General features: G+C 69.4%; 13 protein-coding genes. 1 reads left to right on the forward strand and 12 read right to left on the reverse strand.

All coding sequences use genetic code 11. The features are described from left to right. Positions 1 to 31 precede the first annotated feature (31 nt). The 10 genes from pheT to infC form a co-directional block, all read right to left on the reverse strand. The gene (gene pheT / locus MTS1_RS04215; RefSeq protein WP_023951723.1) at positions 32 to 2551 is read right to left on the reverse strand and encodes a phenylalanine--tRNA ligase subunit beta; all 2520 of its coding nucleotides are present in this window, start codon (positions 2549 to 2551) and stop codon (positions 32 to 34) included. Further along, on the reverse strand, positions 2551 to 3591 hold the full coding sequence (gene pheS, locus MTS1_RS04220; protein WP_023951725.1) for a phenylalanine--tRNA ligase subunit alpha: 1041 nt from the start codon (positions 3589 to 3591) through the stop codon (positions 2551 to 2553). The genes pheT and pheS overlap by 1 nt, the downstream gene beginning before the upstream one ends. Before the next feature lie 72 nt (positions 3592 to 3663). Further along, positions 3664 to 4602: an amino acid ABC transporter permease gene (locus MTS1_RS04225; RefSeq protein WP_023951728.1), complete on the reverse strand. Its 939-nt coding sequence runs from the start codon at positions 4600 to 4602 to the stop codon at positions 3664 to 3666. Next, a complete protein-coding gene (locus MTS1_RS04230; protein ID WP_023951730.1) occupies positions 4599 to 5246 on the reverse strand; it encodes an amino acid ABC transporter permease in 648 nt (215 codons plus the stop codon). Before MTS1_RS04230 ends, MTS1_RS04225 begins: the two co-directional genes overlap by 4 nt. Before the next feature lie 70 nt (positions 5247 to 5316). After that, entirely contained in the window at positions 5317 to 6228 is a 912-nt protein-coding gene (locus MTS1_RS04235) for a glutamate ABC transporter substrate-binding protein (RefSeq protein WP_023951731.1), read from the reverse strand. Between the two features lie 56 nt (positions 6229 to 6284). Beyond that, positions 6285 to 7076, reverse strand: a complete 792-nt coding sequence (locus MTS1_RS04240; RefSeq protein ID WP_023951733.1) for an amino acid ABC transporter ATP-binding protein — start codon at positions 7074 to 7076, stop codon at positions 6285 to 6287. A gap of 182 nt (positions 7077 to 7258) precedes the next feature. Further along, positions 7259 to 8056, reverse strand: coding sequence for an RNA methyltransferase (locus tag MTS1_RS04245; RefSeq protein ID WP_023951734.1), 798 nt, complete (start codon positions 8054 to 8056; stop codon positions 7259 to 7261). A gap of 77 nt (positions 8057 to 8133) precedes the next feature. After that, on the reverse strand, positions 8134 to 8514 hold the full coding sequence (rplT, locus tag MTS1_RS04250; RefSeq protein WP_023951735.1) for a 50S ribosomal protein L20: 381 nt from the start codon (positions 8512 to 8514) through the stop codon (positions 8134 to 8136). Between the two features lie 32 nt (positions 8515 to 8546). Beyond that, the gene (gene rpmI, locus MTS1_RS04255; protein ID WP_005048908.1) at positions 8547 to 8741 is read right to left on the reverse strand and encodes a 50S ribosomal protein L35; all 195 of its coding nucleotides are present in this window, start codon (positions 8739 to 8741) and stop codon (positions 8547 to 8549) included. Positions 8742 to 8785: 44 nt separating this feature from the next. Next, positions 8786 to 9445 (reverse strand): translation initiation factor IF-3, encoded by a 660-nt coding sequence (gene infC, locus MTS1_RS04260; RefSeq protein ID WP_023951736.1) that lies wholly within the window; start codon positions 9443 to 9445, stop codon positions 8786 to 8788. A 227-nt stretch (positions 9446 to 9672) separates the two neighbouring features. Between infC and MTS1_RS04265 the strand changes: the two genes are divergently transcribed. Continuing rightward, positions 9673 to 10077 (forward strand): DUF1844 domain-containing protein, encoded by a 405-nt coding sequence (locus MTS1_RS04265; RefSeq protein WP_023951737.1) that lies wholly within the window; start codon positions 9673 to 9675, stop codon positions 10075 to 10077. Positions 10078 to 10119: 42 nt separating this feature from the next. On the opposite strand, the gene MTS1_RS04270 is transcribed toward MTS1_RS04265, so the two are convergent. Both MTS1_RS04270 and priA read right to left on the reverse strand, forming a co-directional pair. Next, positions 10120 to 10902, reverse strand: coding sequence for an SseB family protein (locus MTS1_RS04270; protein ID WP_023951738.1), 783 nt, complete (start codon positions 10900 to 10902; stop codon positions 10120 to 10122). Continuing rightward, on the reverse strand, positions 10886 to 11632 hold the full coding sequence (priA, locus tag MTS1_RS04275; protein ID WP_023951739.1) for a bifunctional 1-(5-phosphoribosyl)-5-((5-phosphoribosylamino)methylideneamino)imidazole-4-carboxamide isomerase/phosphoribosylanthranilate isomerase PriA: 747 nt from the start codon (positions 11630 to 11632) through the stop codon (positions 10886 to 10888). Before priA ends, MTS1_RS04270 begins: the two co-directional genes overlap by 17 nt. Positions 11633 to 11677: the final 45 nt, after the last annotated feature.

Below are 11677 nucleotides of genomic sequence, written 5' to 3' on the forward strand. Positions count from 1 at the left end.
GCGACGCCCGGAACTGCGCCCGATACGCAGGTCAGTCGCGGATGACGGCGCCGAAGCGCTCGGCCGCGACGGCGACGCCCGCGAGCTTGGCCTCGCTCGCCTCGGCCGCGGTCAGGGTGCGGTCATCGGCGCGGAAGCGCAGCGCGAAGGTCAGACTCTTCGAGCCTTCGGGAACGCCCGAGCCGCGGTAGTCGTCGACGAGTCGGAGCGATTCGAGAAGCGAGCCGGCTCCCTCCGACAGCGCCGAGGCAAGAGCACCCGCTGTCACGGAGTCGGGGACGACGAGCGAGACGTCCTGCGTGGCCGCGGGGTAGCCCGACAGCGACGCGACGACGACCCGCTCTCCCGCGCTCGCCAGAACCGCGTCGAGGTCGACCTCGGCGACGAGGACCCGGCCCGACAGGTCGGCCGCGGCCGAGACCTCGGGATGCAGCTCCCCGGCGTAACCGACCTCGACACCGCCGACGGTGAGCGCGGCGGCGCGACCCGGATGCAGCGCGGCGCGCCGGGTCTGCGAGATCTCGATGTCGACGCCGGCGGCCGAGCCGATCGCTGCGACGGCGGCGAACACGTCGCTGAGATCGGCCGTGACGGCGGCCTGGCCCGGCTTCTTCGGCGACGCATTGCCGGCGACGAGCACCGCGACGTGACGCGGCTGCGGCGGGATCGACGCGTGGAGCTCCGCGAGTGTGGCGTCGTCGGGACGCACAGCGAGCGGCGGAACCGTCGCGGTGCCGTACTGCGTGCCGGGCTCGGGGAGGAAGACCGCGCCGACCTCGAAGAGGGCGAGATCCGTCAGGCCACGTGAGACGTTGCGGTGGGCGACCTGCAGCAGGCCCGGCACGAGCGAGCGGCGCAGGTAGGGGGCCTGCCCGTCGAGCGGGTTGGCGATCTTGACCGAGGGCAGTTCCTCGCCCGAGGCGGAGCCGTGCAGGTCGTTGCTGTCGCGCGTCGTGAACGGGAACGACGGGGTCTCGACGAAGCCCGCGGCCGCCAGTGCGTTCGACACGCGACGACGGCCCTTCTGGGCATCCGTCAGTCCGCGACCGGACGGTGCCGTTGGGAGGACCGAAGGAACGCGGTCGAGCCCGTGGATGCGCGCGACCTCTTCGGCCAGCGTCCATTTGTCGGTGAGGTCGGGACGCCACGACGGCGGAATGACCTCCCAACCGGCAGCCGTGCCCGACACCTCTGCGCCGATCGTCTCGAGGGCTGCGACGACCTCGTCGTCGGTGTAGTCGATGCCGATGAGGCCTGCGACGAAGCCGCGCGGCAGGTCGATCGCCTCGAGGAACACCTCTCCGAACAGAGCGCCGCCGACCGGCTCGAGCGTGCCGCCGGCGAGCTCGACCATGAGGTCGGCGACGCGGCGGGCGGCCACGAAGGGCAGCAGCGGGTCGACACCGCGCTCGAAGCGCCGCGAGGCCTCGCTCGGCAGCTTGTGACGACGAGCGGTGCGGGCGATCGTGACGGTGTCGAAGATCGCGGCCTCGATCAGCACGTTGCGCGTCGCATCCGTCATCTCGGTCGTGCCGCCGCCCATGACGCCGGCGAGGCCGATGGGGCCCGACTCGTCGGTGATGAGAAGGTCTTCGCCGTCGAGCGTGCGTTCCTTACCGTCGAGCGTCGTGAGCTTCTCCCCCGGCGTCGCGCGCCGCACCGTGATGCCGCCGCTGAGCTTGTCGAGGTCGTAGCCGTGGATCGGGTTGCCGAGCTCCACCATGACGTAGTTGGTGATGTCGATGAGGATGCCGAGCGAGCGGATGCCGGCGAGCGTGAGACGCGCGACCATCCACGGCGGCGTCGGCCGTGACGGGTCGACGCCCGAGACGACGCGCACCGCGAACTCGGTCGCACCGACGCGGCCGCGGATCGGCGCCCGGTCGTCGACCGCGACGTCGAAGCCCGTCGCGGGGTGCTCGAGCTCGTCGAACTCCCGCAGGCCGGGGTCGCGGAATGCCGCACCGGTCGCGTGCGAGTACTCGCGGGCGATGCCGCGCACCGACAGCGCGTAGCCGCGGTCGGGGGTGACGTTGACGTCGATGGCAGCGTCGTCGAGGCCGAGCAGCGCGATCGCGTCGGCACCGACCGGCGCATCCTCGTCACTGGCGAGACCGAGCTCGGTCAGGCGCAGGATGCCGGAGTGCTCGTCGCCGAGGCCCAGCTCCTTCGCCGAGGCGATCATGCCGTCCGAGACGTGGCCGTACGTCTTGCGGGCTGCGATCGGGAACGGGCCGGGCAGCACGGCGCCGGGAAGGGTGACGACGACCTTGTCGCCCTCGGAGAAGTTCGAGGCGCCGCAGACGATGCCGCGGATGCCGCCGTTGGCCTCCCCCACGTCGACCTGGCACCAGCGGATCGTCTTGCCGTTGGACTGCGGCTCGGGCTCGAACGAGACCACGCGGCCGACGACGATCGGACCGGTGAGGTCGAACCCGTGGACGTCCTCCTCTTCGAAGCCGACCGACACGAGTGCCGCGAGGATGTCCTCGGGCGCGGCATCCGCCGGCACATCGACGTACTCACGCAACCACGAGAGCGGAACGCGCATCAGACCACCATCCCGAACTGCTCGCTGAAACGCACATCACCCTCGGCCATGTCGCGCATGTCCTTCACGTCGGAGCGGAACATCAGCGTCCGCTCGATGCCCATGCCGAAGGCGAACCCGGAGTAGACCTCGGGGTCGATGCCTGCGGCGCGGAGCACATTGGGGTTCACCATGCCGCAGCCGCCCCACTCGATCCAGCGCGCACCGCCGGCGAACGTCGGGTGCCACAGGTCGAGCTCGGCGCTCGGCTCAGTGAACGGGAAGTAGTTGGTGCGGAAACGGGTCTTGGCCTCGGGGCCGAACAGCTCGCGTGCTGCGTGGTCGAGGGTGCCCTTGAGGTGGGCCATCGTGATGCCCTTGTCGACGACGAGGCCCTCGAACTGCGTGAACACGGGCAGGTGGGTCGCGTCGTACTCGTCGGTGCGGAACACCCGGCCCGGCGAGAGGACGTAGATGGGGATGTCGCGCTCGAGCATGGACCGCATCTGCACGGGGCTCGTCTGCGTGCGCATGACGAGGTGACGCGCGACGGGATCGACGAAGAACGTGTCCTGCATCTGGCGGGCGGGGTGGTCGACGTCGAAGTTGAGCGAGTCGAAGTTGAACCACTCGTGCTCGAGCTCGGGTCCCTCCGCGATCTCCCAGCCCATCCCGACGAAGAGATCGGCGACCTCCTCTTGCAGGAGCGAGATCGGATGCCGCGCCCCGACGCGTCCGCGCGGGGCGATGGCGGTGACATCGAGCGCCTCCGCCTCGAGCTTCGCGGCCGTCTCGGCGGCGGCGAGCTCGTCCTCGCGGGCAGCGAGCGCCTGGGTGACGCGACCGCGCGCCTGGCCAACGAGCTTGCCGAACTCGGCCTTCTTCTCGTTGGGCACCGACCGCAGCTGCGCGTTGAGTCGCGCAAGCGGCGACCCCTCGGCGGTGTGGGCGTTGCGGACGGACTTCAGCTCTGCGGTCGAGGTCGCGTCGGCGATGGCGGCGAGGGCCGCATCCACCGCCGCGGCGACCGCGTCAGGGGTGATCTCGGGTGCGTCGGACACGGGAGTCGAGTCTACCGGCGACGGGCCCCTCCGCTTTCGCGTGAGGGGCCCGTCGAGGTCGTGCTCGGTGCGTCAGGCGCTGCCCGGGCTGTTGGAGTCGTACTTGCCGATCCCCTTCTGCATCGCGATGAGCTCGGTGTCCGTCGTCGGAGGCACCGGGTGGTGCAGTGGATCGACGGCCGATGCCCCACCGCCCGCGGTGCCCGGGGTGCGAGGCGAACGCGAGAGCCGCTTCTCGAGGAAGCTCGCGAACCACGACAGCAGCAGGCACATCACGATGTAGATCGCGCCGATGACGATGCCGGCCTGCAGGATCGGGCGCCCCGGCTGCGAGGTCAGCTGCTTGGCGTAGTACAGCAGCTCGGGGTAGGTGATGATGAAGCCGAGCGCGGTGTCCTTCAGCGTCACGACGAGCTGCGCGACGATGACGGGCAGCATGGCGCGGACCGCCTGCGGCAGCAGGACGAGGCGCATGACGCCACTCTTGCGGAGCCCGATCGCGTAGCCGGCTTCCTTCTGCCCGCGTGGCAGCGACTCGATGCCGGCGCGCAGGGCCTCCGCCAGCACGGAGCCGTTGTACGCGACGAGGGCGATGACGACGGCCCAGTACGGCTCCATGCGGATGCCGAGCGTCGGCAGGCCGTAGTACATCAGCATCATGAAGATCAGCACCGGCACGGCCCGGAACGCCTCGATGACGACGCCGAAGGGAATCCGCACCCACGCGTGATCCGACAGGCGGCCGATCGCGAGGACGAAGCCGAGCGCCAGGGCACCGACGGCCGCGAGCCCGAAGGCGGCGAGCGTGTTGCCGAGCGCCTTGAGGATGCCGAGCCACACGTTGCTGAAGGTGAAGATGTACCACTTGTCGGCGGAGAACTGACCGCTCACCGCGAAGCGGAAGACCACGAATCCGATCGCCGCGGCGACCAGGAGGACGGTGACGATGCCGAGGATGCGGTTGCGCAGGATCGCGCGGGGCCCCGGAACGTCGTACAGGACGGAAGTCATCGCGCGATCCTCCACTTGTTCTCGAGTCGTCGCTGCACGGCGCTGAGGACCAGCACCAGGGCGACGAAGACGACGGCGACCCAGAGGAGCACGGTCAGGGCGTTCTCGCCGCGCTCGCTCAGATTGGCGCGGATGGCGCCGAGCTCGACCACGGAGAAGCCGGCGGCGACCGTGGTGTTCTTCAGCAGCGCGATGAACACGCTCATCATCGGCGGCACGACCGACCGGAAGGCCTGCGGCATGACCACGAGGGTCATGACCTGGCCGAACGTGAGGCCGATCGCGCGGGCCGCTTCGGCCTGGCCGACCGGCACGGTGTTGATGCCGGCACGGATGACCTCGGCGACGTAGGTCGCGGTGTAGATGCCCAGCGCCCATATGCCGAGCACCGTGAAGCCGGGGTTCGGCAGATCGAGCTGCGGGTAGCCGAACGCGAAGAAGAAGAAGACGAGCGTCAGCGGGGTGTTGCGGATGGTGTTGACGTAGACCGTGCCGAAAGCGCGCGCCACCGGAATCGGCGAGACGCGCATGGCGCCGATCAGCGTGCCGAGGACCAGGGCGATCGCTCCGCCGGCGAAGAACAGCAACAGGGTGTTGCCGAGCGCCTCGCCCCAGAGGTCGAGGTTGTCGGTGATGACGCCCACATCGTCTCCTTGGATGGTGCGGGGTGGGGACGCGTGCGCCCCCACCCCGTGGTCATGGTGTCAGTGCGAATCAGTACGCGTCGACCGCGGGCTGCTCGACCGTGATCCCGGACTGACCGAGGTTCTTGTCGAAGATGCCCTGCCACACGTCGCCGCCGTCGGTGAGCAGCTCGTTGATGTGCGCGCGGAACGCGTCGTCGCCCTTGCGCAGGCCGACGCCGTACTTCTCCTCGCTGAAGGGCTCGCCCACGACCTTGATCTCGTCGGGGTACTGCGCCGCGTAGCCGATCAGGATCGCCTGGTCGGTCGTGACGGCGTCGACGGTGCCGTTGATGAGCGCGTCGACGCATGCCGAGTAGAGGTCGAACTCCTCGGTGGGAACCTCGGGGTAGTTCGTCTTGATGTTCTGGATGGGCGTCGATCCGGTCGCCGAGCACACGCGCGTGTTCTCGTTCAGGTCGTCCTCGCTCGTGATGTCGCTGTCCGCGGCGACGAGCAGGCCCTGGCCCGTGATGAAGTACGGACCGGCGAAGTCGATCTGCTGCTTGCGCGAGTCGGTGATCGAGTACGTGCCGACGTAGTAGTCGACGTCGCCGTTGACGATGGCCTGCTCGCGGTTGGCCGAGGCGATCGCCTTGAACTCGATCTTGTCCTCGTCGTAGCCGAGGGATGCCGCGATCCAGCGTGCGATGTCGACGTCGAAGCCGCTGCGCTCGTTGGACGTCGCGTCGAGGAAGCCGAGACCGGGCTGGTCCTCCTTGACACCGACGATCACCTTGTCACGCGACTGGATCGCGTCGAACGTCGGGCTGCCCTCGAGCGAGACGTCGGAGGCGACCTCCCACAGGGCCTCGTTGCTGTCTCCGCCGTCACCGGTGGCGGCACCGCCGGGCGAGGTGGGCGAGCCGCTGTTGCAGCCGGTCAGAGCGATCGCAGCGATGGCGATACCGGCGAAAGCGCCGGTGATTCGTGTCTTGCGCATGTGGTCCTCCTGGTTGGGGCATCCGCGCCCGGTGCAGAGCGCGGAAGTCGGTGGTCTCAGTGGGTGATGAGCTTGGAGAGGAAGTCCTTCGCGCGGTCGCTCTTGGGCGCCGTGAAGAACTGCTCGGGAACGGCTTCTTCGACGATCTGCCCGTCGGCCATGAACACGACGCGATCGGCCGCCTTGCGGGCGAAGCCCATCTCGTGGGTGACGACGATCATCGTCATGCCGTCCTGCGCGAGACCGACCATGACGTCGAGGACCTCGTTGATCATCTCGGGGTCGAGCGCGCTGGTGGGCTCGTCGAAGAGCATCACCTTCGGCTTCATCGCGAGCGCACGGGCGATCGCGACGCGCTGCTGCTGACCGCCCGACAGCTGCGCCGGCAGCTTGTCGGCCTGGTGTCCCACGCCGACGCGATCGAGCAGCTCGCGGGCGAGTTTCTCGGCCTCGGCCTTCTTCACGCCCTTGACCTTGATCGGCCCGAGCGTGACGTTCTCGAGGATCGTCAGGTGAGCGAAGAGGTTGAACGACTGGAAGACCATCCCGACGTCGGCGCGGAGCGCCGCGAGAGCCTTGCCCTCGGACGGCAGCTTCTCGCCGTCGATGGTGATCGTGCCCTCGCTGATCGTCTCGAGGCGGTTGATCGTGCGGCAGAGCGTCGACTTGCCCGAGCCCGACGGACCGATGACCACGACGACCTCACCGCGGTTGACGGTCAGGTCGATGTCCTTGAGGGCCTGGAACGAGCCGTAGTGCTTCTGCACGCCCTCGATCACCACGAGCGGGTCGCCGCGGCGCACCGAGATGTTCGACGTCGGAGGCGCCGGGTTTTCGGGAGTCGTCATAAGAGTTCACACTAAGAGCACTCCCCCGCTCGGAGCAGCCGCGAACGGTCCGAGTCACCGATCTGTAACAGAATCGGAATACACGGCGCGTCTTGCCTGCCCCCGTCGACTCGCCACGACCTGCGGATGCTGCGGGGGCCGGACCCGCCGTTCCTGGCGAGTCGACCCAACAGAGACGGGGTTCAGCCGGCGCGCTGGGCGAACGCGGTCTCGTACAGGCACACGCTTGCGGCGGTCGCGAGGTTCAGCGACTCGGCGGCGCCGTAGATCGGCAGGCGCAGCGCGAGGTCGGCGCGCGCGAGGGCCTCGTCGGCGAGCCCGCGCGCCTCGTTGCCGAAGAGCCACGCCGTCGGCTCGGCGAGGGTAGCGCGGTGGTCGAGGAATTCCTCACCCTTCACGTCGGCCGCAACGACCCGCAGGCCCGCGCCGTGCGCCTGCTCGACGGCAGCGTCGAGCTCGACGCCGAGCGCGATCGGAAGGTGGAACAGCGACCCGGTGGTCGAGCGGACCACCTTCGGGTTGTACGGGTCGACGGTCCGCCCCGTCAGCACGACGGCGTCCGCGCCGGCGGCATCCGCGGCCCGGATGATCGTCCCGAGGTTGCCGGGATCGCGCACCTCCTCACAGATCGCGACGAGTCGGGGGCGTGCGGCGAAGATGTCGTGCAGTGACGACGGCGACTGATGGGCGACGGCCACGATGCCCTGCGGCGTGACGGTGTCGGCCATCGCCTCGAGCACGGCGTCGCTCGCCGAGACGACGGCCACGCCGGCCTTCTCAGCGCTCGCGGCCAGCTCGGGATGCCGATCGATCGCGTTCGGCGTCGCGAAGATCTCGACGAGAGTCTCGGCGCGGTAGGCCAAGGCCTCGCGCGCGGCCTGAGGGCCCTCGAGCAGGAACAGGCCGGTCTCCTGACGAGCGCTGCGCTTGGTCAGCTTGGCGACGGCGCGAACGCGGGGCGAGCGAGGGTTCTCGAGCACGTTTTCAGCATACGGCGAAGGGGCGCCCTCCTCTCGGAGGACGCCCCTTCGTGGATGCGTGGAACGCGAAGACCCGATCAGGCCTTGGGAGCGTTGACGTCGGCCGGCAGAGCGCCCTTGGCCGTCGCCACGAGCGACGCGAAGACGGCGGGCTCGTTCACGGCGAGCTCGGCGAGCATACGACGGTCGACCTGCACACCCGCGAGGCCGAGGCCCTGGATGAAGCGGTTGTACGTGATGCCGTTCTGACGGGCAGCGGCGTTGATGCGCTGGATCCACAGACGACGGAAGTCGCCCTTGCGCTTGCGACGGTCGCGGTACGCGTAGACGAGCGAGTGGGTGACCTGCTCCTTCGCCTTGCGGTACAGGCGCGAACGCTGTCCGCGGTAACCGGAGGCGCGCTCGAGGATGACGCGACGCTTCTTGTGGGCGTTTACTGCCCGCTTGACTCTAGCCATTTCGTTTGTTTCCTATTCGTGCGCAGCAGCGCTCAGATGCCGAGGAGCTTCTTGGCGACCTTCGCGTCGCCGGGAGCCAGGATCTTGTCGGCCGACAGACGGCGCGTGCGCTTGGTGGGCTTGCCTTCGAAGTTGTGGCGGAGGTTCGCCTGCTGCTTCTTGATCTTTCCGCTGCCGGTGACCTTGAAGCGCTTCTTGGCACCCGAGTGGGTCTTCTGCTTCGGCATGTCTCTTCCTTCGTTGTGTATCCCGCGAGGCGGGAGTCTGGGGGCTACTCCGCCGAGGCGGGAGCGGCGTCTTCGGTCTCGGGCGCGTCGCCGGAGCGGGCCTGACGTGCTGCCTCCTTGTTGGCGGCACGCTGGGCGTTCTGCTCGGTCTTCACCTCGGACTTGTTCTTGTGCGGCGCGATGACCATCACCATGTTGCGGCCGTCGATCGTCGGGTTCGACTCGACGGTGCCCAGCTCGGCGACATCCTCGGCGAACTTGCGGAGCAGGCGCACGCCCTGCTCGGGACGAGACTGCTCGCGGCCGCGGAACAGGATCATCGCCTTGACCTTGTCGCCCGCCTGGAGGAAGCCCTCGGCGCGCTTGAGCTTGGTGATGTAGTCGTGCGCCTCGATCTTCAGACGGAACCGGACCTCCTTGAGGACCGTGTTGGCCTGATTGCGACGCGCTTCCTTGGCCTTCTGAGCCGCTTCGTACTTGAACTTGCCGTAGTCCATGATCTTGACCACGGGCGGCTTCGAGTTCGGGGCGACCTCGACGAGGTCGAGTTCGGCCTCCTGCGCCAGACGCAGGGCGACCTCGATACGGACGACGCCGACCTGCTCTCCAGCGGGGCCGACGAGGCGAACCTCGGGGACGCGGATGCGGTCGTTGGTGCGGGGATCGCTGATGTGCGGAACTCCTGTTCGTGCGGTGGTGGCCACCGGGACGCGAGGACGCGACCCGGGCGGAAGAGCATCGCATCCACCCCGCACGACGCACGTGCGTCGGCATTCGTGTTCCGCACCCTGGCTACTCCGGCCGTTGCGACACGGACGGAGCGGAGTGCATGACCCGGTAGCCTGGAACGGCAAGCGCGGGTGGGATGTGATCCTCTTTCGATCCGGAGTAGAACACTCCGGTGCCCGCCCAGTCTAGCAGAGAGCGACACGTGGACACGAACCCCGCCGACAACAGCACCTTCACCGACGACGAGGCTCGTCGCCAGCGGTGGGAGGAGCAGGAGCGCGCCGCCTCCGCCGCGACCCGCGACATCGCCGATGTTCCCGCCGTCGAGGTCATCACCACCGCCGCCGTCCACCTCATGAGCGCCGCCGCGGTCAAGGTCGGACTCGCCGACGACCCGGCCACGCAGCTCGATCTCGACGAGGCCCGCAAGCTCATCAACGCCCTCGCCGGGCTCATCACCGCCGGCGCACCCGAGATCAGCGACATGCACGCGCGTTCGCTGCGCGACGGCCTGCGCTCGCTGCAGCTGGCCTTCCGCGAGGCGTCGACGATCCCCGACCCGATCGGCAAGGGCCCCGGCGAGAAGTTCACCGGCCCGGTCAACTGACGTCGTTCCGGGCTCGGGCCGCGCCCGGGTCCGGGACCTCCGTCAGGACGCGCGCACCAGCTTGACCGTCAGCGAGTCGACGAGCACCGCGATGCGATCGTCGGCAGCCCACCGCGAGGCGAGCCGCGACAGCACGGCGTCGAGCTCGGCGGCGTCCAGTCCGTCGATGAGATGGAGCCGAACGACCAGCTCGGGTCCGCGCATGCGCGCGTCGGGATCCCCCGCCGCGACCGAGAGGTCGAGCACCGCGAGTTCTCCCCCGATGCTCGCCTGCAGTGCGGTGAAGACCTCGGGTGAGGTCGGTGCGGGCTCCCACGGCAGACCCTGACCGATCGCCCAGACGGCAGGTCGCCGCAGCACGAACTCCGTCTCGGAGCCCGGATCGATCACGATCAGGTCGGTGTCATCGGATGCCGCGGCCATGGCCGTGCGCACACCGTCGGCCGGGACCGGCCGAGCGACGGAATCCCACCGCGCCAGCGCCGCGACCGAGGTGAAGACCGGCAGGACCCGACGGCCGTCGGGGGCCGCAACCGTGACGATCGACAGCTCCTGCGTCTTGTCGACACGGAGCCCGGTGGGTCCGATCCCCTCGTCGCCCTTCTCGGGGACGAGCGGGATCAGCAGCCGCGCCGTGCGGTACGCCTCGACGACCGCCACCGCGTCACCAGCGCCGACGCGGAACGCCTCCAGCGCGGCGAGCAGCGCGGGATCGGCGGAGCCATCGTCGCCGGCGTGCGGGTTCGACTCGAAGCTGCGCCCCTCCCAGGGGACGCCCGCCGAATCGGCGGCGTGGCCGCAGCCGTCCTCAGTCTCCGGCGACATCCAGCGCCTCGGCCAGCGTGAACGCGCCGGCGTAGAGTGCCTTGCCGACGATCGCGCCCTCGACACCGAGCGGCACGAGCTCGCGGAGCGCGGCGATGTCATCGAGGCTCGAGATCCCACCGGATGCGACCACGGGCTTGGGCGTCCGCGAGGTGATCTCGCGCAGCAGCTCGATGTTGGGCCCCTGCAGGGTGCCGTCCTTGGTCACGTCGGTGACGACGTAACGGCTGCAGCCGGCATCCTCGAGGCGCTCCAGGACGTCCCAGAGGTCGCCGCCGTCTCGCGTCCAGCCGCGGGCGGCGAGCGTCGTGCCGCGGACGTCGAGTCCCACCGCGATCGCGTCGCCGTAGCGTCCGATCACGTCGGCCGCCCACTCCGGGTTCTCGAGCGCCGCAGTGCCGAGGTTGATGCGGGTCGCTCCGCTCTCGAGGGCCGCCTCGAGCGTCGCGTCGTCGCGGATGCCACCCGAGAGCTCGATCTGCACGCCCCTGACCTGCTTGATGACCTTGCGCAGCACGGCGGCGTTGTTGCCGCGGCCGAAGGCGGCGTCGAGGTCGACGAGATGGATCCACTGCGCGCCCTGCTTGGCCCAGGCGAGGGCCGCGTCGACGGGGTCGCCATAGGTCGTCTCGCTGCCGGCTTCGCCCTGGGTCAGGCGCACGGCCTTCCCGTCGGCGACGTCGACCGCGGGCAGGAGGATCAGTTCGGGGGTGGACGCGAAGTCGTTCATCACATTCCAGGGGTGGGTCGGGATGCGCGCTCGTCCACGCGAGCG

Source organism: Microbacterium sp. TS-1 (genome assembly GCF_000509385.1).
GTDB lineage: Bacteria > Actinomycetota > Actinomycetes > Actinomycetales > Microbacteriaceae > Microbacterium > Microbacterium arborescens.

Coding starts and splice junctions, on each gene's coding strand:
- pheT (WP_023951723.1), bottom strand. CDS start 2,551: ATGCGCGTTCCGCTCTCGTGGTTGCGTGAGTACGTCGATGTGCCGGCG.
- MTS1_RS04225 (WP_023951728.1), bottom strand. CDS start 4,602: ATGACTTCCGTCCTGTACGACGTTCCGGGGCCCCGCGCGATCCTGCGC.
- MTS1_RS04235 (WP_023951731.1), bottom strand. CDS start 6,228: ATGCGCAAGACACGAATCACCGGCGCTTTCGCCGGTATCGCCATCGCT.
- MTS1_RS04240 (WP_023951733.1), bottom strand. CDS start 7,076: ATGACGACTCCCGAAAACCCGGCGCCTCCGACGTCGAACATCTCGGTG.
- rplT (WP_023951735.1), bottom strand. CDS start 8,514: ATGGCTAGAGTCAAGCGGGCAGTAAACGCCCACAAGAAGCGTCGCGTC.
- rpmI (WP_005048908.1), bottom strand. CDS start 8,741: ATGCCGAAGCAGAAGACCCACTCGGGTGCCAAGAAGCGCTTCAAGGTC.
- MTS1_RS04270 (WP_023951738.1), bottom strand. CDS start 10,902: ATGTCGCCGGAGACTGAGGACGGCTGCGGCCACGCCGCCGATTCGGCG.
- priA (WP_023951739.1), bottom strand. CDS start 11,632: ATGAACGACTTCGCGTCCACCCCCGAACTGATCCTCCTGCCCGCGGTC.